Source organism: Rhodococcus rhodnii NBRC 100604 (assembly GCF_001894925.1).
Lineage (GTDB): Bacteria > Actinomycetota > Actinomycetes > Mycobacteriales > Mycobacteriaceae > Rhodococcus_F > Rhodococcus_F rhodnii.
In genome coordinates this window covers 212,652-234,557 of record NZ_BCXD01000006.1, presented here as the reverse complement: position 1 = coordinate 234,557, position 21,906 = coordinate 212,652, and the positions used below count along the sequence as shown (strand labels likewise).

The 21,906-nt window shown below is 69.7% G+C and carries 19 protein-coding genes and 2 pseudogenes; 11 read left to right on the top strand and 10 right to left on the bottom strand.

Features of this window, described 5'->3' with window-relative positions:
- Both RR1_RS23195 and RR1_RS23190 read right to left on the bottom strand, forming a co-directional pair.
- Window positions 1-546, bottom strand: a complete 546-nt coding sequence (locus tag RR1_RS23195; protein WP_255312190.1) for a DNA glycosylase AlkZ-like family protein — start codon at window positions 544-546, stop codon at window positions 1-3.
- A 23-nt stretch (window positions 547-569) separates the two neighbouring features.
- A pseudogene (locus RR1_RS23190) lies at window positions 570-1,202 on the bottom strand (DNA glycosylase AlkZ-like family protein); the annotation flags it as partial.
- A gap of 48 nt (window positions 1,203-1,250) precedes the next feature.
- On the opposite strand from RR1_RS23190, the gene RR1_RS06570 reads away from it, so the two are divergent.
- Entirely contained in the window at window positions 1,251-2,582 is a 1,332-nt protein-coding gene (locus RR1_RS06570; protein ID WP_010837716.1) for an HNH endonuclease signature motif containing protein, read from the top strand.
- On the opposite strand, the gene RR1_RS06565 is transcribed toward RR1_RS06570, so the two are convergent.
- Together RR1_RS06565 and RR1_RS06560 are read right to left on the bottom strand one after the other, a co-directional pair.
- Window positions 2,480-3,658 (bottom strand): lysylphosphatidylglycerol synthase transmembrane domain-containing protein, encoded by a 1,179-nt coding sequence (locus RR1_RS06565; protein ID WP_040772655.1) that lies wholly within the window; start codon window positions 3,656-3,658, stop codon window positions 2,480-2,482. The genes RR1_RS06570 and RR1_RS06565 overlap by 103 nt on opposite strands.
- 155 nt (window positions 3,659-3,813) lie before the next feature.
- Window positions 3,814-4,979, bottom strand: a pseudogene (locus tag RR1_RS06560) (LLM class flavin-dependent oxidoreductase).
- Window positions 4,980-5,112: 133 nt separating this feature from the next.
- Here RR1_RS06560 and RR1_RS06555 point away from each other — a divergent pair.
- From RR1_RS06555 to RR1_RS06540, 4 genes are all read left to right on the top strand, one after another.
- Window positions 5,113-6,447 (top strand): MFS transporter, encoded by a 1,335-nt coding sequence (locus RR1_RS06555; RefSeq protein ID WP_010837718.1) that lies wholly within the window; start codon window positions 5,113-5,115, stop codon window positions 6,445-6,447.
- Between the two features lie 52 nt (window positions 6,448-6,499).
- Window positions 6,500-7,129, top strand: a complete 630-nt coding sequence (locus RR1_RS06550) for a TetR/AcrR family transcriptional regulator (RefSeq protein WP_010837719.1) — start codon at window positions 6,500-6,502, stop codon at window positions 7,127-7,129.
- A 13-nt stretch (window positions 7,130-7,142) separates the two neighbouring features.
- Entirely contained in the window at window positions 7,143-8,795 is a 1,653-nt protein-coding gene (locus RR1_RS06545; protein WP_010837720.1) for an FAD-binding dehydrogenase, read from the top strand.
- A 103-nt stretch (window positions 8,796-8,898) separates the two neighbouring features.
- Window positions 8,899-9,822, top strand: a complete 924-nt coding sequence (locus RR1_RS06540; protein WP_010837721.1) for a bile acid:sodium symporter family protein — start codon at window positions 8,899-8,901, stop codon at window positions 9,820-9,822.
- On the opposite strand, the gene RR1_RS06535 is transcribed toward RR1_RS06540, so the two are convergent.
- On the bottom strand, window positions 9,783-11,270 hold the full coding sequence (locus RR1_RS06535) for a glycoside hydrolase family 183 protein (RefSeq protein WP_040772693.1): 1,488 nt from the start codon (window positions 11,268-11,270) through the stop codon (window positions 9,783-9,785). The two genes, RR1_RS06540 and RR1_RS06535, sit on opposite strands and share 40 nt — an antisense overlap.
- A gap of 74 nt (window positions 11,271-11,344) precedes the next feature.
- On the bottom strand, window positions 11,345-12,775 hold the full coding sequence (locus RR1_RS06530; protein WP_051111113.1) for an FUSC family protein: 1,431 nt from the start codon (window positions 12,773-12,775) through the stop codon (window positions 11,345-11,347).
- A 103-nt stretch (window positions 12,776-12,878) separates the two neighbouring features.
- On the opposite strand from RR1_RS06530, the gene RR1_RS06525 reads away from it, so the two are divergent.
- Genes RR1_RS06525 through RR1_RS06515 form a run of 3 tightly spaced genes read left to right on the top strand, consistent with a single transcriptional unit; the run spans window position 12,879 to window position 14,355 of the window.
- Window positions 12,879-13,292: a VOC family protein gene (locus RR1_RS06525; RefSeq protein ID WP_010837725.1), complete on the top strand. Its 414-nt coding sequence runs from the start codon at window positions 12,879-12,881 to the stop codon at window positions 13,290-13,292.
- Between the two features lie 30 nt (window positions 13,293-13,322).
- The gene (locus RR1_RS06520) at window positions 13,323-13,766 is read left to right on the top strand and encodes a VOC family protein (RefSeq protein WP_010837726.1); all 444 of its coding nucleotides are present in this window, start codon (window positions 13,323-13,325) and stop codon (window positions 13,764-13,766) included.
- Window positions 13,767-13,800: 34 nt separating this feature from the next.
- Window positions 13,801-14,355, top strand: coding sequence for a MarR family winged helix-turn-helix transcriptional regulator (locus tag RR1_RS06515; protein ID WP_010837727.1), 555 nt, complete (start codon window positions 13,801-13,803; stop codon window positions 14,353-14,355).
- Window positions 14,356-14,373: 18 nt separating this feature from the next.
- On the opposite strand, the gene RR1_RS06510 is transcribed toward RR1_RS06515, so the two are convergent.
- Entirely contained in the window at window positions 14,374-14,862 is a 489-nt protein-coding gene (locus tag RR1_RS06510) for a hypothetical protein (RefSeq protein ID WP_040772695.1), read from the bottom strand.
- Window positions 14,863-14,892: 30 nt separating this feature from the next.
- Entirely contained in the window at window positions 14,893-15,711 is an 819-nt protein-coding gene (locus tag RR1_RS06505; protein ID WP_010837729.1) for a DUF72 domain-containing protein, read from the bottom strand.
- Window positions 15,712-15,814: 103 nt separating this feature from the next.
- Here RR1_RS06505 and RR1_RS06500 point away from each other — a divergent pair, with 103 nt between their 5' ends.
- The 3 genes from RR1_RS06500 to mmsB all read left to right on the top strand — a co-directional run bounded on the left by RR1_RS06500 (window position 15,815) and on the right by mmsB (window position 19,201).
- Window positions 15,815-16,684, top strand: a complete 870-nt coding sequence (locus RR1_RS06500) for an LLM class F420-dependent oxidoreductase (RefSeq protein WP_040772659.1) — start codon at window positions 15,815-15,817, stop codon at window positions 16,682-16,684.
- A gap of 89 nt (window positions 16,685-16,773) precedes the next feature.
- Complete coding sequence (locus tag RR1_RS06495) at window positions 16,774-18,297, top strand: CoA-acylating methylmalonate-semialdehyde dehydrogenase (RefSeq protein ID WP_010837731.1); 1,524 nt, start codon at window positions 16,774-16,776, stop codon at window positions 18,295-18,297.
- 19 nt (window positions 18,298-18,316) lie between these two features.
- Window positions 18,317-19,201: a 3-hydroxyisobutyrate dehydrogenase gene (gene mmsB, locus RR1_RS06490; RefSeq protein WP_010837732.1), complete on the top strand. Its 885-nt coding sequence runs from the start codon at window positions 18,317-18,319 to the stop codon at window positions 19,199-19,201.
- On the opposite strand, the gene RR1_RS06485 is transcribed toward mmsB, so the two are convergent.
- The gene (locus tag RR1_RS06485) at window positions 19,184-20,635 is read right to left on the bottom strand and encodes an amidase (RefSeq protein ID WP_010837733.1); all 1,452 of its coding nucleotides are present in this window, start codon (window positions 20,633-20,635) and stop codon (window positions 19,184-19,186) included. The genes mmsB and RR1_RS06485 overlap by 18 nt on opposite strands.
- Window positions 20,632-21,894 (bottom strand): M20 family metallo-hydrolase, encoded by a 1,263-nt coding sequence (locus RR1_RS06480; protein WP_010837734.1) that lies wholly within the window; start codon window positions 21,892-21,894, stop codon window positions 20,632-20,634. The genes RR1_RS06485 and RR1_RS06480 overlap by 4 nt, the downstream gene beginning before the upstream one ends.
- Between the last annotated feature and the right edge of the window lie 12 nt (window positions 21,895-21,906).

Here is a 21,906-nt window from a genome sequence, read left to right as displayed (position 1 = left end):
TCAGCCCTTCTCGATGTCGACGGTCGTGGCCGACGCGCCGCGCAACGCCCCGACCGCCTCCGCCTCGTGCTCCACGAGCTCGCGCTGCCGCTTCGACAGCGTCCCGAACACCGTCACCGTGACGGTGAGCGATCGCCCCTTCTTGCGGGGACGCCAGATTCCCGCGATCTCACCGTCGGCGAGGACGGTCCCCGGCTCTCCGATCGTCTTCCATACGTCGCGACGACGCCGCTCGGGCACGATCGTCGCCCTGTCGTGGAGCTGGGTGTAGGGGTCGCGGGCGGCAGCAGCCGAACGCCACGCGGAGCGGGCGGCGAGCGCAGCTCCTCCGCGTCGTCGGCGAGAATCCATGCAGCACCGTCGTACTCGACCTCGGTCATCTCGTCGGCGACGGCGCTCCACCACGGTTCGACGTCGCCCGCACGTATGCCGATCCATGCCGCGAACCCCGCACGCGTCGACGGGCCGCAGCAGTGCAGATATCGCCGCAGCAGTTCGGCGCGCGCCTCCGCCGGGTCGAGCTCGGCCGGAGCGTGACCCAGCCACTCCTCCGTCAAGGCGAACGGTGCTGTGCCGCCGTCGCGTTCGGCGAAACAGACGACCTGCTCGAGGGTCAGGATCCTGAGGCAGAAGTGGACGACGCCCTCGCCGAGCGGTTGCCCCGCGGCGTACGGACCTTCACGCTCCCACGTCGCACGCTGCCCGGCCGGGAGCGTCGCGGCGATCCGCTCCGCGATCTCGGCACCGAGTTCGCCGATCGCGAGCCGACGGCCAGTGAGCACGGCGCCGACGTGCTCGCGGGTGAGCGCGGCCGCCTCGGTGATCGTCATGCCGAGTTCGTCGACCGCCGGCGCGACGCCAGCGAGGAATCGTCGCAGCGCCTTCTCGTTCGGCGGCAACACGCCCGTCGTGAACACCGCCGCATCGGCGGTGGGGACGACGTACGGCGCACCCCGCATACTCCACGTGCGCAGCAACGACTTACGCACGACGAGAGCATCGTCCACGGCGGCGGCGGTGACGTCCTCGACACGCGCATGCAGGGCGAGTAGTGCCGATCCCGGTGGGCTGTCCTGGATTCCGCACGACGATGCGGCGTCCCCGAGCGCACCCGCACCGATCCGGTCGGTGAGACCATGGGACGCGAGCCGAAACGCCGTCACGTCACGGCGAGACACCGGAGGAGCCACGCCATCCACCATAACGAGAAAGCTCTTGCATCGAACACGTGTTCTAGGTAGGGTTCTTTCATGGGGTCGGGGGACACATCACACGCATCGCGGATCGCGGCATCACACGTCGCCGGTCTGCACGTGGCGTCGTGGCCCGAGGATTCGGAACGACTCGGCGACGCCGCACTTGCCGACGCGATCCTCGAGATGTCCGCAGCCGTCGCCGCCCTCGAAGCCAAGCGCATCGCCTTCCTCGGCGACTTCGACCGCCGTGGCCTCGCCGGTGAGGCCGGACACCGCGACACTGCCTCCTGGCTCACCGAACGGACCCTCCTCGAGATCGGTCCCGCACGCGCTGCCGTCACCCTCGCCCGGAGCCTCGCCGACGAGCCCGAGATCGCCGCTGCCGTAGCCGAATCCGCACTGTCGCCCGAGCACGCACGTCTCCTGTGCCACTTCTTCGAGAAGCCGCCCACCGCCCTGCGGGCCCTCGAGAACACCGATCCGGAGGAGTACGACGCCGTGCGGTCGGCATGCCGAGACGCGCTGCTCGCCGCAGCCGCACCCAGCCCGACCACCTCGACTCGAACGGTCCGCACCGCCAAGGAGAAGCTCGAACAGCGCCTCGACTGCGAGGCCGGGGCCGGGCCCACGACCAAGGAACGCGACGAGATCAACGAACTCTCCGTCGGCACCACTCTCCACGGGCGAGTCGTGATCCACGGCAACCTCGACGCCGTCGCGGGCGACATCGTCAAGACGGCACTCTCGAAGCTCTCCGCACCGCGCCCCGCCGACGGCGGCACACGCGACGACCGCACGCCGTCGAAACGCCGCGCCGACGCACTGGTCGAGGTGTGCAACTCGTTCCTCGCCTCCGGCGCTGCGGGATTCGAGGGCGGCGAACGCCCCCACGTCACTCTGATCGTCGACGATCGCGACCTTCGCTCACCCGAGGGTCCTGTCGCGGAGACGGTCGCAGACACGCTGACGCGCGACCTCCCCTGGACGCACTGGGGAACGACCCTCTCGCCCCGCACCTCACGCGCACTCGCGTGCGACGCCCAGGTGACGCCGGTGCTCGTCGGCGATCGCGGAGTCCCGCTGGCCATGGGGCGCACACACCGCCTCGTCACCCCGGCACAACGCCGCGCGCTCACCGTCCGAGACAAGGGATGCGCCTTCCCCGGCTGCGGTGCACCGTCACCCTGGTGCGACGCGCACCACGTAATACATTGGGCAGACGGCGGTTCCACCGATCTGGACAATCTGGTGCTGCTCTGCGGTCACCACCACCGGCACCTGCATCACAGCGAATGGTCCATCACGATCGACCCCGGCGCGCCACCACGATTCGAGCCGCCACCGAGACGGACACGCTCCGCGCACGGACCGCTGTGCGCAGCGTGAGCCCACACCGCGACGGGCGCGGGTTCCGGATGCGCCGCTGCCACACGCGCCGGTACGGCCGGCGCATCGGTGCTGCGCCATGCCCCGCGGAACCACCCGACGTAGATCACCCACCCCACGATCCCGACGCCGAAGGTCGCGACGGCGCGATACACGGCGACACCCGCGAGCGCAGCGGCAGGCGCGACACCCGCGCCGATCAGCGTCGAGGTGAGCACCGTCTCCACCGGACCGACGCCGCTCGGTGTGATCTGCGCCGACGCGATCACCTTGGCGGCGAGAAAGGCGACGGCCAGCACGCCGAGATCGGGTGCCCGGGTCACGGCCACGACGGCGAACACGAAACACGCGAAGTCGAACGCCCAGTTGGCCATCGACCACCCGAGCGCCGCACCACCGGTCCGCATCGGAACGCGGACCTCGGCGAGCCGATCCACGAACGCCCCTGCCGTCTCCGACGCCGACGCCTCGTCCCGGCGTAGCCACCGCGCCACGCGCACGGCCCCACCTGCCGCGAGGGTGCGGACGCCCGCGGTCCGGCGAGCCACGATCACGAGTGGCGCGACGAGCGCGAACAGCACTGCCACACTGACGAGGACGGCCGTGACTCCCCGATCGGGTCCGAGGACGATCAGCCCGACCACGCAGAGCACGACGAGCGCCGCGCTCGAGAAGATCCCCGCGACGAACACCTGCCACGACGCGACGGCGCGCGACGCGCCCCACATGCGCGTGAAGCGGAAGGTCGTCGCCGTCCCGATGATCCCGCCTGCGGGCAGTGTCACCGACCACGCGTTGGACGCGAAGACCAGGCCGACGTTCCATCGTCGCGGCGTGACGACTCCCGCCGCGACGAGCAGATGGCGTTGCACCGCCGCCGCAGCGATCATCGAGACGGCCGCGGCAGCGGCGCACGCGACGATCCACAGCCATCCCGCGCCGCGCACGACGTCGACCGCCCGAACGACGGTGTCGCGGCTCGTCCACAGCCACCATCCCGCGCCGACGACGACCGCGAGGGTCAGTACGGCGGCCGCGTAGGGCCGGTAACGGCTGACACGATCCGAAGTGGGCACTCATCCAGCGTCGTGCGTGCGGATTCCCGCCGCATCCAGGCTCGGCCCCGGTCTTCGACTCGGGGTTGACCCTCAGCCGACCCCGAACACACCGGAGTATTCAGCTCTCTAGCAACGAAACTAGATATCCGAATACTTCGATGACGAGGCCGCGGTCAGCGCGACGACGCGAGGAAGGCCCCGGCACCGCCGAACTCGTCGACGACGCCGGACGGCGCGGCGATGCCCCGTCGTTCGAGGATCGGCCGCACGCCCTCACCGAAGTGGTACGCCTCCTCGATGTGGGGGTATCCCGACAGGATGAAGTGGTCGAGGCCGATGACACGTACTCGGCGATGCGGTCCGCGACCTCCTCGTGCGATCCGACGAGTGCGGTCCCCGCGCCGCCGCGCACGAGCCCGACGCCCGACCACAGGTTGGGTGCGATCTCGAAGTGGCGCGCGTCCACGCCCGCGCGGAAACCCTCGCCACCACCGTGCAGCGCGAGCATGCGCTTCTGCCCCTCCGACGCCGAGCGCGCGAGCGCCGCCTGCGCCTGCTCGACGGTCTTCGGGTCGAGCGCCGACAGCAGCCGGTCCGCCTCGGCCCACGCCTGCTCGGAGGTGTCTCGGCTGATCACGTGCAGACGGATTCCGTAGTCGAGGGTGCGGCCTGCGGCGTCCGCGAGATCACGGATCCACGCGATCTTGCCCGCGACCTGCGCCGGCGGCTCGCCCCAGGTCAGGTAGGTGTCGGCGAACTGCGACGCTACCGTGCCCGCGGCCGGCGACGACCCGCCGAAGAAGATGGGCGGGGCCGGGTCGGGACGACGCTGCAACTGCGCGTTCTCGACGGTGACGTGCGTGCCCGAGAAGCTCACGGGATCCGGGCTCGCCCACAGCCGACGCACGACGTCGAGGAACTCGCCGCACCGTGCGTAACGCGCGTCCTTGCCCAGGAAGTCGCCGAACTGTCGCTGTTCGTGGTCCTCGCCACCCGTCACGACGTTGACCAGGAGCCGCCCACGCGACTGCCACTGGAAGGTCGCGGCCATCTGCGCGGCGAGCGTCGGGCTCATGAGTCCCGGACGCACGGCGACCAGGAACTTCAGGGTCTCGGTCGTGTCGATCATCATCGCGGTGGTCAGCCACGCGTCCTCGCACCACGCACCGGTCGGCGTGAGGACGGCCTCGAAGCCGTTCACCTCGGCCGCCGCCCCGATCTGGTTCAGGTACCGCAGCGTCGCGGGGCGATCGCCGGACATCGAGCTTCCGTGGCCGCCGGCCATGAGATTGCGCGAGTCGCCGTACGTGGGCAGGAACCAGTGGAAATGTGCAGACACCCGATCATGAGACCACCACCGACGCGCGCGAGGCGAGGGTTGTGTTCACGATGATTTCTACTCTCGACATGCGGAGACACGCACTCGTAGCGTCGGCCGGTCATCACCCGCCGACTCCGACGAGGTTCCTTCCATGTCTGTCACCACCCGGTCCACACAGCCGGAGGGCGAGAGCGAGTACGAACGCCGCAAGCGGCTCCGCACCGTCACCGCCGCCAGCCTGCTCGGGACGACCGTCGAGTGGTACGACTTCTTCCTCTACGCGACCGCCGCCGCGCTCGTGTTCAACCAGTTGTTCTTCCCGGACGAGAGTTCGTTCGTCGGAACGATGCTCGCGTTCGCGACGTTCGCCGTCGGCTTCGTCGTGCGCCCGATCGGCGGTGTCGTCTTCGGTCACATCGGCGATCGGATCGGCCGCAAGAAGACGCTGGCGCTCACGATGTTCCTCATGGGCATCGCGACGGCGCTCATGGGTGTGCTCCCGACGCACGAGCAGATCGGTGTCCTGGCACCGCTGTTGCTGCTGATTCTCCGTGTCGCACAGGGTTTCGCGATCGGTGGTGAATGGGCGGGCGCGGTGCTGCTCTCCGTCGAGCACAGCCCGAAGGGCAAGCGCGGGCTCTTCGGGTCGATCCCCCAGGTCGGTCTCGCACTGGGCCTCGCGCTGGGGACGCTCGTGTTCGCGATCCTCCAGGTCGTCTTCGACGACGAGCAGTTCCTCGCGTACGGATGGCGAATCGCGTTCCTGCTCAGCCTCGTTCTCGTCGTCGTCGGATTCGTGGTGCGGCTCAAGGTCGACGAGACGCCCGCGTTCCAGGAGGTGACCGAGCTCTCCAAGCAGAGCTCGATGCCCATCCGCGACACCTTCCGGAAACCGAACACCCGCACGACCGTGCTCGGCATGCTGTCGCGCTGGGGCGAGGGAGCGGCGTTCAACACGTGGGGTGTCTTCGCGATCACGTACGCGACGGGCACCCTCGCGTTCGACCGCGTCCCGGTTCTGCTCGTCGTGACGCTCGCGGCGCTCGTGATGGCGGCGCTGATCCCGGTGTCGGGCGTGCTCACCGACAGGTTCGGCGCACGGCAGATGTATCTCGTCGGCATCGCGGCGTACGGCGTACTGGTGTTCCCCGTCTTCGCACTGTTCGGGACGGAGAACCTCGCGTGGTTCACGGTGGCGATGGTCGTGGTGTTCGGCGTGGTGCACTCGGTGTTCTACGGGGCACAGGGCACGTTGTACGCCTCGCTCTATCCGGCGGAGATCCGCTACACCGGACTGTCGGTCGTCTATCAATTCTCGGGGGTCTACGCCTCGGGCCTCACTCCGATGATCCTCACCGCGCTGATCGCCGCGGGCGGCGGATCGCCCTGGTTCGCGTGCCTGTATCTCGTCCTGACGGCGGTCGTCTCGGTGGTCGCGACGTCGGCGATCCGAAACGAGGATCTGCACCTGACGACGGGCCGCTGATCGCTCGCGCGTTCCTTGCCGGGTCCGATACGCGAATGTATCGTTGCACTTTGTGAAGGTTTCGACACGACGACGCGACGACACTCGGGCAAAACTGCTCGAGGCAACGCTCGACGTGTTCGCCGAGCGTGGTTTCGGGCACTCGACCGTCGAGCAGGTCTGCGAACGCGCCGGGTTCACGCGCGGCGCGTTCTACTCCAACTTCTCGAGCCTCGACGAACTGTTCTTCGCGATGTGGGAACAGCAGTCGACGACGCTCATGGCCGACCTCGAACGCACCGCCGCCGAGGTGGTGCCGCGTCTCGGCTCGGCGTCCGACCCGATCCCCGCGATCGTCGACGCCGTCCTCGGTGCCGTGTCGCTCGACAGTCGTTGGTTCCGTGTCGATTCCGAGTTCACGGCCCACGCACTGCGCGATCCGGACCTGCTCGCCGCGCTGTCGCTGCGCGAGGACGTCATCGCCCGCACGATCGCCCGCATCCTCACCTCCGTCGCCGAAGCGATGAACGCGACGATCGACGGCGACCCCGCGCTGTTCGCGCGCGCCCTCGTCGCCGTCCACGACGGAACCCGCGTGCAGTGCGTCGTGCATCCGGCGACGGATCGTCCGCACGATCTTCGGCGCGATCTGTTCGTTCGCGTCGCCCGGTCCTACCTTCGGCCGATCCGAGAACCGCAGTGACACAGGAGACGCAGTGACAGATGCCGATGCGATCGTCGTGGGTGCCGGCCTTGCGGGGCTCGTCGCGACGTACGAGCTGACGAAGGCGGGCAAGAAGGTCCTCGTCGTCGATCAGGAGAACGAGGCGAATCTCGGCGGGCAGGCGTTCTGGTCGCTCGGCGGCCTCTTCCTCGTCGACAGCCCCGAGCAGCGCCGCCTCGGCATCAAGGACTCCTTCGACCTCGCGATGGCGGATTGGCTCGGCACCGCGGGCTTCGATCGCGAACGCGAGGACCACTGGCCGCGGCGCTGGGCGCAGGCGTACGTCGATTTCGCGTCGGGCGAGAAGCGCAGCTACCTCCACGAACTCGGCCTGCGGCTCATGCCGAACGTCGGCTGGGCCGAGCGCGGCGACGGAACCGCCGAGGGGCACGGCAATTCCGTGCCCCGCTTCCACATCACGTGGGGCACCGGGCCAGGCGTCGTGGACGTGTTCCGTGGGCCCGTGCTCGAGGCGCAGGCGCGTGGCCTCGTCCGCTTCGCGCACCGTCACCGCGTCGACGAGATCGTCGTCACCGACGGAGTGGCGACCGGCGTGCGCGGCGGCGTGCTCGCGCCGTCCGCGGAGCCGCGTGGTGTCGCGTCCTCCCGCGAGGTGGTGGGCGAGTTCGAGTTCTCGGCTCCCGCCGTCGTCGTGACGTCCGGCGGCATCGGCGGCAATCACGAACTGGTGCGCCAGAACTGGCCCGCACGCCTGGGTGAGCCGCCCGAGCAGATGCTCACGGGCGTCCCCGCACACGTCGACGGCAGAATGCTCGAGATCACCGAGAACGCCGGCGGCGCGATCGTCAACCGCGACCGGATGTGGCACTACACCGAGGGCATCACCAACTGGGATCCCATCTGGCCCGGACACGGCATCAGGATCATCCCCGGGCCGTCGTCGATGTGGTTCGACGCGACCGGCAAGCGGTTGCCCGTCCCGATCTTCCCAGGCTTCGACACGATGCGCACGCTCTCGCACATCATGACGACCGGGCACCGCCACACGTGGTTCGTCCTGTCGCAGAAGATCATCGAGAAGGAGTTCGCGCTCTCGGGATCCGAACAGAATCCCGATCTCACCGGGCGCGATCTCGCGCTGCTCTCGCAGCGGCTCAAGAAGGGCGCGCCGGGGCCGGTCGAGGCGTTCAAGCAGCACGGCGCCGACTTCGTCGTGCGGGACAATCTCCGCGACCTCGTCGAGGGCATGAACGCCCTCACCGAGACGCCGCTCGTCGACCACGACGACCTCGAACGGCAGATCGTCGCTCGCGACCGTCAGGTGTACAACAAGTACGCCAAGGACTTCCAGGTCATGGCGATCCACAACGCGCGCGGCGTCTTCACCGAGAAGCTCAGCCGCGTCGCGGCGCCGCACGCGATCCTCGACCCCGCGAACGGGCCGCTCATCGCCGTCCGGTTGCACCTGCTGACCCGCAAGACCCTCGGCGGCCTCGAGACGGATCTGGAGTCCCGCGTGATGCGGCCCGACGGCAGCGCGTTCCCCGGCCTGTACGCCGCGGGCGAGGTCGCCGGGTTCGGCGGCGGCGGCGTCCACGGGTACGCGGCGCTCGAGGGGACGTTCCTCGGCGGCTGCATCTTCTCGGGCCGCGCGGCCGGGCGGGCGGCGGCGCGGAGCGTCTGACTTTCGGAGTCCGGGACCCCCGCGTTGCCACACGAAGTGAACTGAGTCACAATCGTCCGAATCGTCCGAAGACGATGCGCACTTCGTTCCCCCGGGAGAACCCATGGACTCCGCACTCACCTCGGTGGGCCTGCCCGCCGCCCTCGCGATCATCATGTTCGGGCTGGGCCTGTCGCTGACGGTCGGCGACTTCCGCCGCGTCGCGACGGCGCCCCGCGTCGTACTCGTCGCTCTCACCTGCCAGTTGCTCGTTCTGCCCGCGATCGCGTTCGGTCTCGCGATCGTGTTCGATCTGCCGCCACTGCTCGCCGTCGGGCTCATGCTGCTCGCCGCGTCACCGGGCGGGACGACAGCGAACCTCTTCAGCCACCTGTTCCGCGGCGACGTCGCGCTCAACATCTCGCTCACGGCGCTCAACTCGGTGATCGCCGTCGTGACGGTTCCCGTCGTCACGAACTTCGCGCTCGTCTACTTCGACGGCAGCGGCGAAGGGTCGCTCGGCCTGCAGTTCTCGAAGGTCGTGCAGGTGTTCGCGGTGGTCCTCGTCCCCGTCGCGGCCGGCATGGTGGTCCGTCACCTCTCGCAGCGGTTCGCCGACAGGATGGACAAGCCCGTCCGGATCGCGTCCGCGGTGATCCTCGCGGGCGTCGTCGTCGCAACGCTCGTCGCTGAGCGCGCCTCGATCGGCGGCTACCTCGCGGCCGTCGGCGTCGTGACGACGCTCTTCTGCCTGCTGAGCCTGTCGATCGGATACATCGTGCCGCGGGCGCTCGGCAGTGCCTATCCGCAGTCGATCGCCTGCTCGATGGAGATCGGGATCCACAACAGCACGCTCGCCATCACGATCGCGATCGGCATCCTCGGTTCCACCGAGATCGCCGTCCCCGCAGCCGTGTACGGCGTCGTGATGTTCCCGCTCGCCGCGATCTTCGGTGCTGTCGTCTCTCGCGTCGCCCACCGGCGCGGTGACCTCGCGCCCGCCCCGGATCAGCGCGTCACGTCGGCGCGCATGAGGAAGACGTTGTAGTCCGACCACGTCGACATCGTGAAGTACAGGTCGCGCCCGGTCGACCACGGATGGATGAATCCGCCGTAGAGCTCGGGATATTCGAGGGCGCTCACCATCGGCACGCTGTCGGTCCACGCACCCTGCGGAGTGTCCGACTCGCGTAGCGAGATGGCGGCCTTGGAAGTGTCGAGGTACGACATCTGCCACTTGCCGCTGGCCTCGTCGAAGCGGACGGAGAGTTCCGCGACGGGCGCCGAGACGATCGTGGAGGCTTCGGTGTAGTCGGCCACCGGAGTCCACACGTCGTTCTGCCAGTACTGGTACGCGGACTTGTTCAAAACCTGGTCCTCGGGCACGCGGGCGAGCCCCACCGAACCGAGCCGGGTGTTGGGCGTTCCGAACATGTAGACGTAGCCCTCGTGCGGCACCATCGCCTGCACCTGGAACTTGGTGACGCCGAAGATGTTCTCCCACTTGGCGTACGGATCCTTGGTCCAGGTCGAGCCGCCGTCGTCCGAGTACGCGATGCCGCCGTGGTTCGTCCACCACGTCGCAGGAATCGAGTTCCACGTGCGGATCGACATGTAGCTCATGTACTGCCGGTCGCCGACGGCGAAGCCCGACGTCGGGATGGTCGTGATCTCGACGTTGTCGAGTTTGCGGCTGCTGAGCAGTTCGGCTGCGTGGCAGCGGCTGTCCTGCACCATCGAGTCGAGCGTCATGCCGTTGGCGAGATTGCGGTCGGTGGAGAACCCGAGCACGTTGCTGCGCCAGTCGCCGCCCTGCCCGCCGGGCGGATGGAAACCCTTGCCGACGGTGTCGCCGAACGCGACGGCGACCTGCCCGGGTTGCGTCTCCCACATGATGCCGAGGTCGGTGCCGTACACCTGATACCGCTTGTGCGTGCGGCTGATCGAGCCCTCGCCGGTCACCTTCGACACACGAGTGACGTCGCCGACGACGGGTCGCGACGGCGCGGGCGCGCGGGGCGCGGCCTCGACGGGCGGGTCGGCCTCGGGCGGCGGGGGCGGCAACTCCTGCTCGGGCCCCGGGACGGGGATACCGAAATAGAAGGGGTTGAAATCGAGGCCGAGCCGCGGAATCCCGATCTCGCTCGACAGATTCGACGGGCGCTGATCGTCATCGGTGAGATCCGGGCACGGGTCGGTGCACGGATCGGGCGGCAGCGGCCCGGGGTCGTAACGCTCCTGCGGCGGCTCGGGTGCGGGGTACGGCACCGTCGTGATCGCCGGATACGGGATGGGAATGTCGAGCTCCTCGGGGATGATCGAGCCCACCTCGTTGGAGACGTCCGACGCACACGGACCGGCGCCCGGCACGCCGTCGGACTCCTCCGCCCCGGCCGCGGCCGGAACGAGAAACGCTGACCCGACGCTCGCGACGGCGGCGACCCCCGCGATGCTGCGCCATCTCCGCAAGCGCGGAGTCCTCCCGCGAGTCGGCATCGGCTCCGCCTTCCGTCGGTGCGATCGAACCGCAGAGTATCCGACGTGCCGCCGCGACATGAGCGGTTCGGCGATCACATTCCGATTCTGCTGTGCGAGCGCGTGATCCGGTCGGAACGACTGATCGTCAGGGCCGCCGCGACCACGCCCACGACGACACCGACGAGGGTGTCCGCGACACGGCTGATCGCGACGTCGGGAGTGATGTGCGCGCCGAACCCGGTGAGCAGCAGCGCCATCGCCGTCACGGCGACGGAGGTGAGCGCGTAGTTGCGCAGGACCACGATCTCGGCGACGGCCTGCAGGACGACGACCACCGCGACGGTGGGCCAGAAACCGAGCTGGGCTCCGATCAGCCCGGCGGCGAGCAGGGCACCGACGATGTTGCCCGCGAGACGCTGGATCGCACGGTGGACGGTGTGGGTGAAGTCGATTCCCTGCAGTGCCGCCATCGCGCCCATCGACGCCCACAGCGGGTGGTCGAGGCCCACTCCGAGCGCGAGCCATCCCGCGACGAGCGCCGCGATCGTCGAGCGGACGGCCGCGAGCAGGAGCTCACGCGAGCGCCACCGCGGCGCGTGATCGCGGAGAAAACCGAATCGGGGCGAGAGTTGGTGTGTCGTACCGACGAATCCCGAGAGTTCGGTGCGGCTCTTGAGCCGGCGGAGTTCGGCCTCGTGGGACGCGAGATGTGCGCGACGGCGATCGTCGGGTTCGTGGCTCCACCGGTCGAGCAGCACCGCAACGTCGTCGAGAAGGGTCTCGAGCCGCTCGCCGTAGGCGCGATGACGTGAGCCGCTCGCGGCCACGACGTCCCGTGCGGCGTCGACGGCGCGGACGGCCGCGGCGACGTCCTCGTCGCTCGCGCCGCGCTCGACCCTGGCGAGCGCGGCGAGTGCCCGCGCCGTCGCGAGCCGGGCGGGGCCCATCGGATACAGCACCCACGGCGCCATCGCGGCGAGCCAGCCGACGACGGTGCCGACCGCCGACGCGAGAACGATGCCGGCCAGCGCAGCGACGCTGCCGGACGAGCCGACCGCGGCAGTGGCGGCGAAGATCATGACGACGGGCCCGGGGCCGGTGACGCGATAGACGCCGACGAGCAGCACCGCGACGCCGCACGCGATTCCCATGAGCCCGATCTCGACCGATGCCGGCACACCGAGCAGGCCGAGTCCCGCGCCTGCCGCGACGAAGACGACGACCCCGACGCCGATGATGCCGACCTTCCACCCGAGCCGCGGGTAGGGCTCGTAGCGCGCGAACGCCGACACGAGGGCTCCGAGCGCGGCGAATCCCGCGAGGTTCGGATACCCGGCGAGGCCGGCGACGACCATGACGACGGCGACGGCGATGCCGACGCGCACCCCGACGGCGAGCGTCGCATCCGCGTGGGCGACCTTCGCGGCGTCGGACCACGTCCGCGGCGCAACGGCGTGCGCGAGCGCCCGCGACGACAGCCGCAACCGCTGCGGCAGACGTTCGGAAGACGCAGTTGCGGGCATGGCTGCCATCCTAGCATTTACTTCACTAGTAAAGTAATGGTGAAATACATCGCTTCGTGCAACACGGCCGGATGTGTCGTGGGCCATGCGTAGCGTCCGTGTCATGGATCCGCACATCAGCCTCGTGACCCTCGGCGTCGCCGACCTCACCCGCGCCCGCGACTTCTACGTCGGCCTCGGCTGGCAGCCACGGTTCGACCAGGACGGCGTCGTGTTCTTCCAGGCCGGCGGCATGGTCCTCGGCCTGTGGAGCCGCGAGGAACTCGCCGCGGACTCGGGCGTCGTCGACTCCGGCGGATGGGGTGGCGTGACGCTCGCGCACAACGTCCGCAGCCCCGGCGAGGTCGACACCGTCCTCGAACGCGCCGAGTCGGCCGGTGCGCGCATCGCCCGTTCGGGCGCCGAGACCCCGTGGGGCGGCTACTCGGGGGCCTTCGTCGACCCCGACGGCCATCCGTGGGAGGTCGCGCACAATCCGATGTGGACGCTCACCGACGACGGCCGCACGCTGCTCTGACACAGACCGGACACGACCGAGGAGTTCGTCATGGCTGCATCACCGTTCCAGGGTCTGGCGCAGGTCAACATCTTCGCGAACGATGTCGCGGCTGCGCGCGACTGGTACGCGGACCGGCTCGGCATCCCCGCCTATTTCCAGCGCCCCGACGACGCGAACCCCGCCTACGTCGAGTTCCGGGTCGGCGACCACCTGTTCGAACTCGGCATCGTCCACAGTGCGTACCAGCCCGAGGGCGCATCCCGACAGGCCGGCGGCGCAGTAGCGCGATGGCACGTCGACGACATCGTCGCGACGGTGCGAGCGCTGATCGACGCAGGTGCCGCACCGTACGAGCCGGTGATCGAGCGCGGCGAGGGGTTCGTCACCGCGTCCGTGATCGACCCCTTCGGTAACGTGCTCGGCCTGATCCACAGCCCGCATTACATCGAGCGGTTGGGCGCCGCGGGCGCTGGCTCGACGCCCGGCGACTGACCCTCCCGGTACGTGCACGTCCTACGATGGGAGAGTGTCCGAATCCGCAACCCGTCCGGACGACGCGTACCGCGACGATGCGCACGGCGCCGACGAGCACAGCGACTCTCCGGACTTCACCGACCGCGTGCGCGCCGAATGGCAGCGCGCGTACCCCGAGGTGGACACCACCCCGATCGCCGTCATGGGGCGGATCACGCGGATCGGGGCGCAGGCGCTGCATCAACTCGATCGCGCACTCGCCGCCACCGGGCTGACCCGATCCGAGTTCGAGATCCTCACTCGCCTCGCGCGGAGCGACCGGCCCGTGCGCGCGAGCGAACTGACCGAGGCGACGCTGCAGAGCGCCGCGGCGACCACGAAACAGATCGACAGCCTCGCCGGACGCGGTCTCGTCGGGCGACAGCGCTTCGAGCGGGACGGGCGCGTCGTGCTCGTCGCACTGACCGACGACGGATGCGCGATCGTGGATCGCGAGTTCCCGCGGCGGCTCGAACGCGACCGCAGACTGCTCGACGGTCTGACGCAGGACGAACTCGACGCGCTCGCCGATCTGCTGCGCAAGGTGGGACGCAATCTCGAGCGCTGAGGCCGGCCGCGCTCGCGATCAGGGGCTCTCGACGGTCTCCGCCCGCGCGATCTCGGCCAGCGCGCTGCGCACGACGACGGTGAGCGGAACGCGCGCCCTGCTCGCGAGCGTTGCAGCGGCGAGGACGGCTGCCGCGATCCGCTCGAACTCCGGCACCGGGGGCGCGTCCTCCGGTGCGCTCCCGAGCGCACCGGTGAGCACGACGACGAGCGGCCCGACGAGATCGCCGCGGTACCACTGGGCACCCGCTACCGTCCGTTCGAGGATCGCGCGGACGTCGTCGGCACCGATCCCGTCCGGGTGGGCGGCCTCGAAGAGTTCCGTGACGATGCCCGACAGCGCCGTGACCGGCTGCCCGTGCGGCAACGCGGCCATGCCTGTGATCTCGTCCTCGAAGCCCTCGGCATCACCCGCCGCCGCGCGCTCGGCGGCCTCCACGATTCCGTCCGCGATCTCCAGCGCCCGATCGGGCCACCACAACGGCCACCTGCCGCCCTCACTGCTCACGCCGGCCACTCTGTCACGCACCGCCGACAGTCAGGTCAGCAGTTCCGCGAGGCGCTGCGCGTCGTGCGGCGCGTAGCCCTTCATGTCGTTGTCGAAGTACGCGAAGACGTCGAGGCCCGCCTCGGTCCACGCACCGATGCGGCCTGCCCACTCGCGCAGCGCGGAGTCGGTGTAGCCGCTCGCGTACAACTCCTCGTCGCCGTGGAGGCGGACGTACACGAAATCGGCTGTGACGTCGAAGAGTTTCGGGTACCGGCCTGCCGTGTCCGCGACGACGAGCGCGACGTCGTGCTCGGCGAACACCTCGCGCGCGGCGTCGTCCGCGAAGCTCTCGTGCCGCACCTCGACGGCATGCCGGATCGGCCGGTCCTCGTCGGTCTCGGCGAGGACGCGGTCGCCGCTGAGCTTGTCGTCGTGATCGCCGGCGAGCCGCGCGGCCGCCTCCGTGGTGCGCGGGAGTTCCGCGAGGAAGCTCGCAGCGAGGTCGGCGTCGAACCGCAGCGTCGGCGGCAGTTGCCACAGCACCGGGCCGAGTCGCTCGCCGAGCGCGAGGATCCCCGACGCGAAGAAGTTCGCGAGCGAGGCGTGCGGGTCGGCGAGGCGGCGCATGTGGGTGATGAACCTGCCGCCCTTGACCGCGAACACGAACCCGTCCGGAGTCTGCTCTGCCCACTTGCGGTAGCTCGTCGGACGCTGCAGCGAATAGAAAGAGCCGTTGATCTCGATCGTGTCGAGGCGGTGCGCGGCGTACTCGAGCTCACGACGTTGCGGCAGGCCGTCGGGGTAGAAGTCGCCGCGCCACCCCGGGTACGTCCAGCCGGAGATTCCGACCCTGGCGCGCGCCGTCATACTGCGAGAGTACGACTCGCGAGACCGGCCGTGACGGCGAACGCGACGGAGTAGCGTGCGAAGCACGGCACTGCACTCGACGCGGGACGAGGTTTCCACCGACATGACCGATCCGACGATTCCGCTTCCGACCTTCGGCCAGTACGGCGTGTGGCGTCAGGCCGACGGCCTGCAACCGGAGGTCGGCCGGGAGATCGAGAAGCTGGGGTACACGGCGATCTGGGTCGGCGGTTCCCCTCCCGCGGGACTGCACGTCGTCGAGCGGCTACTGGACGCCACGGAGTCGATCACGATCGCGACGGGCATCGTCAACATCTGGACCGCCGACGCCCACGAGATCGCGGCGTCGTATCACCGCATCGAGGAGCGCCATCCGGGCCGTTTCGTGCTGGGGATCGGCGCGGGGCACCCCGAGGCGCAGTCCGACTACACCCGGCCCTACGCGGCGCTCGAGCGCTACCTCGACGTGCTCGACGACGAGGGCGTCCCTACGTACCGTCGCGTGCTCGCGGCGCTCGGCCCCAGGGTGCTGGCGCTCGCGGCGGCACGCGCCGGCGGCGCACACCCGTATCTCACGACGCCCGAGCACACGCACGAGGCGCGCACGATCCTCGGTGAGGGGCCGCTGCTCGCGCCCGAGCAGAAGATCGTCGTCTCGCGCGATCCGGACGAGGCCCGCGAGATCGGCCGAGAGGCCGTGGCGAATCCCTATCTCCAACTGAGCAACTACGTCCAGAATCTGAAGCGTTCGGGCTGGACCGATGCCGACATCGAGAACGGCGGCAGCGACGCCCTGATCGATGCGCTCGTCGCGCACGGCGAGGCGCCCGCGATCGTCCCCCGGTTGCGTGAGCACCTGGATGCCGGGGCCGACCACGTCGCGGTGCAGGCGCTGCCGATGGCCGCCGATCCCATTCCCGCGTTGCGGGCGATCGCGCAGGAACTGGGGCTCGAGCAGGATCGGGCTCGCTGACGCGGATTCGCTCGCCCCGAACCATCGACATACTCGGACATCCAACTATATGTTGTTCGGGACAACGATGTCGGTGAGAGGGGCTGGGTATGGCGGTCGAACTGTCTCATTTCGTGGGCGGCAAGCGAGTACCCGGTGAGTCCGGCGACTTCGCCGACGTCCTCGATCCGGTGGGGGGCACCGTCGCCGCACGAGTACCGCTCGCGAACGCCCGCGAGGTGTCCGCCATCGTCTCCGATGCCGAACGCGCACAGCAGGAATGGGCCGCGTTCAATCCTCAGCGCCGCGCGCGGGTGCTCATGCGGTTCCTGCAGCTCGTGCAGGACGAGATGGACTCGCTCGCACGGCTGCTCTCGTCCGAGCACGGCAAGACCGTCGCCGACGCGAAGGGCGACATCCAGCGGGGACTCGAGGTCGTCGAGTTCGCCGTCGGCATCCCGCACCTGCTCAAGGGCGAGTACACCGAGAGCGCCGGGCCGGGCATCGACGTCTACTCGATGCGCCAGCCGCTCGGCGTCGTCGCCGGCATCACACCGTTCAACTTTCCCGCGATGATCCCGCTGTGGCAGGCGGCTCCCGCGCTCGCGTGCGGAAACTCGTTCGTTCTCAAGCCCTCCGAGCGTGACCCGTCGGTACCGCTGCGCCTCGCGGAGCTCTTCGTCGAGGCGGGCCTGCCACCCGGTGTCTTCGACGTCGTCAACGGCGACAAGACCGCGGTCGACGCACTGCTCGCCGACGAGCGCGTGCGGGCCGTCGGCTTCGTCGGGTCGACCCCGATCGCGCAGTACATCTACGAGACGGCCGCCAGGAACGGAACGCGGGCACAGTGTTTCGGCGGCGCGAAGAACCACGCCGTCGTCATGCCCGACGCCGATCTCGACGAGGTCGCCGACGCCGTGGTCGGCGCCGGATACGGCTCGGCGGGCGAGCGCTGCATGGCGATCTCCGTCGTCGTCCCCGTCGGAGAGGCGACGGCGGACGCCCTGGTCGAGAAGATCGCCGAGCGGGTCCGCGGGCTCACGATCGGGCCAGGTGACGACGCGGCGAGCGACTACGGGCCGCTCGTCGGGCCCGACGCCGTGGACCGCGTGAACGGCTACGTCGACCTCGGCGTCGAGGAGGGCGCCGAACTCGTCGTCGACGGGCGCGGTTTCACCCTGCCCGGCCACGAGAACGGATACTTCGTCGGGCCGAGTCTGTTCGATCGTGTCACCCCCGAGATGCGGATCCACCGCGAGGAGATCTTCGGTCCCGTCCTGCTCGTCGCTCGCGCGGCGAACTACGAAGAGGCGCTGCGCCTGCCGAGCGAGCACGAGTACGGCAACGGCGTCGCGATCTTCACGCGCGACGGCGACACCGCACGGGATTTCACGGCACGGGTGAACGTCGGCATGGTGGGCGTCAACGTCCCGATCCCGGTGCCCATCGCGTACCACACGTTCGGCGGGTGGAAGCGGTCCGTGTTCGGCGATCTGAATCAGCACGGCCCCGACTCGATCCGCTTCTACACCAAGACCAAGACCGTGACCCAGCGTTGGCCCGCGGGGCTGCGCGAGGCCGCAGATGGCGCCGTGGACCGCGGCGACCACTTCGTCATCCCCACCATGAAGTGACCGGAAAGGACTCTGGCACATGAAGATCGCATTTCTCGGTCTCGGCCACATGGGCGGGCCGATGGCCGTGAATCTCACAGCGGCGGGGCACGACGTCACCGGGTACGACCCCGACACCGCAGCGCGCGCCGCCGCAGCAGAGGCAGGAGCGACACCCGCCGACTCCGCCGTCGCGGCCGTCGCGGAGGCCGAACTCGTCGTCACGATGCTGCCGAGCGGACGGCACGTGCTCGACGTGTACGACGAGATCCTGCCCGCAGCTCCCGCGGGCACACTGTTCGTCGACAGTTCCACGATCGACGTCGCGGATGCTCGCGCCGCCCACGAGAAGGCGGTGGCCGCCGGGCACCGGAACATCGACGCCCCCGTCTCCGGCGGCGTCGTGGGAGCGGTCGCAGGAACCCTCGCCTTCATGGTCGGCGGGTCGGAGTCCGATTTCGCTGCCGCGGAACCGATTCTCGCGGTGATGGGGCGCAACCTCGTCCACTGTGGTGGGCCCGGCAACGGGCAGGCGGCCAAACTCTGCAACAACATGATCCTCGGTGCGTCGATGATCGCCGTGAGCGAGGCATTCGTCCTCGGCGAGTCGCTCGGACTCACGAATCAGGCCCTGTTCGACGTCGCGTCGCACGCGTCGGGCCAGTGCTGGGCACTGACGACGAACTGTCCCGTGCCCGGCCCGGTTCCGACCAGTCCGGCGAACAACGACTACCGCCCCGGCTTCTCGGCAGCGCTCATGGACAAGGATCTCACCCTCGCCGCGAACGCGGTGCGGGCGAACGGCATCCACGCCGCACTGGGCCTCGCCGCCGCCGACATCTATCACGCCTACAACGCCGACGGCGGTGGCACCAACGACTTCTCGGCCATCGTGGAGGAGATTCGCTCACGCAGCGGGAACTGAGCCCTGCAGCTCGGGACGGCCGTCCGCCCACGGCCTGACGGCCTCGAGGGCGGCGCCGGCCCGGAACACCGACGCCTCGGCGTAGGGGTGGCCGACGAACTGCACCCCGACCGGCATCCCGCCCGCCATACCGCCCGGAACAGCGAGGACGGGGCACCGGTTCGCGACGTTGAACGGGCTCGTCATGTGGGCTTCCCAGTAGTGCGTGAGGTGTGTGCCGCAGACGTCGATCCCGTCCAGGTAGTCGCCGTCGGCGTCGAGCGCGAGAACGGCGGACGTCGGGCACAGCAGTACGTCGATCGGCTCCATCGCGACCGCGAGATCGTGCTGCACCCTCGCGTCGAGCGCGAGGGAATCGACGAGCGTGCGCCCCTCGGCGGCCGCCGCCGCATCCGCGACGAAGCGCCGGGTGTACGCGGCGGTCTCGTCCATCCCGTCACCGATCGCCGCGATCATCGCCGGTGCCAGCACGAACCCGAAGTGCGCGAAGATCGTCTCGCGCACGAGTTCCGTCGTCCACGGCAACTCGACCGGGACGACGTGGGCCCCGGCCGATTCGAGATCCTTCGCGACGCCGAGCACGACGTCGGCCACGGCGGGGTCGACCGGATAGTCGCCGAGCCGCACCGACACCCCGATCCGCATCCCGCGCACGTCCGCGGCATCGCTCGACGGATCGCTCCCTGTAACGGTGGCGTGGTCGATCGGATGGACGCCCGAGAGGACCCGGGCGAGTAGCGCGGCGTCCGCGACGGTGCGCGCCATGGGACCGTCGCCGCGGTACCAGTCGGCGCTGAGCGGCGGCGCGCCCGGGATCCTGCCGTACGGCGCCTTGTAGCCCACCGTCCCGGTGAACCCTGCGGGAATCCGCGTCGAGCCTGCGATGTCGGAGGCGGTCGCGAGCGTCGTGATCCCGCTCGCGAGCGCCGCTCCCGCGCCGCCCGACGACCCGCCCGGCGAGGCCGACGGCACCCACGGATTGCGCGTCACACCCCACAGCGGTGAATGTGTGACCGTCGCACAACTGAACTCCGGCGACGTGGTCCGCGCGTGCAGCACACCACCCGCGGCCACGATCCGCTCGACGACGGGATGATCGGCCTGCGCACGCCGGCCGACGTGCGACGTCAGCCCGTTGGTGAGCTCGCGGCCCGCGATCGCGTGCTTCTCCTTCGTCGCGACGGTGAGCCCCAGCAGGGCCGGAACGTCCGCGCCGGTCCTGCAGGCCGACGCGAACTGCTCCTGCGCGGCCTTCGCCGTGACGCGTGCGTCCTCGAACATGGTCTCGCACAGCGAGCTCACGACCGGTTCGGTGTGCTGTGCGACAGCGATCTGAGCGTCCAGCACCTCAAGCGGCGATACCTCGCCGGCCCGGAACAGTCTCATCGCCGTCGCGGCATCCAGGTACGCGAGGTCGCGGTCGGGTGGCGTCACGACGTCGCGTGTGCGAGCGCGCCGTGGATCATCTCCCAGCCGATCCGCTCGAGCACGTCGACGCCGATCACCATGTCGGCGTCCTCCGTGAACTCGCGTTCGCAGTGCGAGACTCCGTCCACCGACGGGACGAACAGCATCACGGTCGGCGCAATCCGGTTGAGGGGCACCGAATCGTGGCCTGCCATCGTCTGCATCCGCCGCACCGAGTAGCCGAGGTCTGCGCACACCTTCTCGGTGAGTTCGAGCCCGTCCTCGGGATAACGCTGGATGTCGCGAACGTCGAAGTCGCGCACGTCGATCCTGATGTCGCGCTCGCAGGCGACGGCGTCGATGCGCTCACGCAACCGGTCGCGCGCCGCCAGGACGATCTCGGGATCCGCCGAGCGAAGGTCGGCGACGAGGTGCGCTCGCCGCGGGACGACGATGGGCGAGTTCGGCTCGACCGTCATCTGCCCCACCGACGACACGAGCGCCTCCGGCGGGAACTCCGCGGTGACCTCCTCGACCATGAGCACGATGCGGGCGGCGGCGACGAGCGCGTCGTGCCGGTCCGCCATCGCAGTTGCCCCGGTGTGCGATTGCTCACCGAGCACCTCGACGTCGAGTTTCTGTGTGTACCAGGACGAGTCGACCGCGCCGATCCTGATCTGCTCGTGTTCGAGGATGCGTCCCTGCTCGATGTGGATCTCGGCGTAGCCGGCGACCTCGGGCCGCTCGTCGGTGCCAAGATACCCGATCGCCGCCAAGGCGTCGCGCACGCTCACCCCGTCGGCGTCGGTGACGTCGAGCATCCGTTCCTCGTCCATCGTCCCGGCGAACACCGAGCTGCCCATGATCGACGGCGCGAAACGGCCGCCCTCCTCGTTGAACCAGTTCACCGCTGCGACGTTGAACTGCGGCGTCCTGCCGTCGGCTCGCACCCGGTCGGCGATGCGCGCGGTGGCGTGCAGTGCCGCGATCACGCCGTACGCGCCGTCGAACCTGCCGCCGCGCGGTTGCGAGTCGAGATGGGAGCCGAGCAGGACGTAGGGCGCGCCCGCCGTGAACTCGACGCTCGCGAACATGTTCCCGATGCGATCGGTCGTCACCGCCCACCCGCGTCGTGATGCGAAGTGCGCGAACCACTCTCGGGTGAGCGCGTCCTCGGGGGTTGCGGCCTGCCGCTCGACGCCGCCCGCGGGCGTCGCGCCGATCGTCGCGACGTGGTGGAAGTCGGCGAGGAAGTCGTCGCCGGCCGATGTGGTGGTCTCGGTCATCGCAGGGGTCCT

What these genes read in the sequence shown, in the direction of transcription:
- RR1_RS06495 (WP_010837731.1), top strand. Translation starts at nt 16,774, where the DNA reads ATGGCGGTCGAACTGTCTCATTTCGTGGGCGGCAAGCGAGTACCCGGT.
- RR1_RS06480 (WP_010837734.1), bottom strand. Translation starts at nt 21,894, where the DNA reads ATGACCGAGACCACCACATCGGCCGGCGACGACTTCCTCGCCGACTTC.
- RR1_RS06505 (WP_010837729.1), bottom strand. Translation starts at nt 15,711, where the DNA reads ATGACGGCGCGCGCCAGGGTCGGAATCTCCGGCTGGACGTACCCGGGG.
- RR1_RS06535 (WP_040772693.1), bottom strand. Translation starts at nt 11,270, where the DNA reads ATGCCGACTCGCGGGAGGACTCCGCGCTTGCGGAGATGGCGCAGCATC.
- RR1_RS06525 (WP_010837725.1), top strand. Translation starts at nt 12,879, where the DNA reads ATGGATCCGCACATCAGCCTCGTGACCCTCGGCGTCGCCGACCTCACC.
- RR1_RS06500 (WP_040772659.1), top strand. Translation starts at nt 15,815, where the DNA reads ATGACCGATCCGACGATTCCGCTTCCGACCTTCGGCCAGTACGGCGTG.
- RR1_RS06540 (WP_010837721.1), top strand. Translation starts at nt 8,899, where the DNA reads ATGGACTCCGCACTCACCTCGGTGGGCCTGCCCGCCGCCCTCGCGATC.
- mmsB (WP_010837732.1), top strand. Translation starts at nt 18,317, where the DNA reads ATGAAGATCGCATTTCTCGGTCTCGGCCACATGGGCGGGCCGATGGCC.
- RR1_RS06520 (WP_010837726.1), top strand. Translation starts at nt 13,323, where the DNA reads ATGGCTGCATCACCGTTCCAGGGTCTGGCGCAGGTCAACATCTTCGCG.
- RR1_RS06530 (WP_051111113.1), bottom strand. Translation starts at nt 12,775, where the DNA reads ATGCCCGCAACTGCGTCTTCCGAACGTCTGCCGCAGCGGTTGCGGCTG.
- RR1_RS06570 (WP_010837716.1), top strand. Translation starts at nt 1,251, where the DNA reads ATGGGGTCGGGGGACACATCACACGCATCGCGGATCGCGGCATCACAC.
- RR1_RS06555 (WP_010837718.1), top strand. Translation starts at nt 5,113, where the DNA reads ATGTCTGTCACCACCCGGTCCACACAGCCGGAGGGCGAGAGCGAGTAC.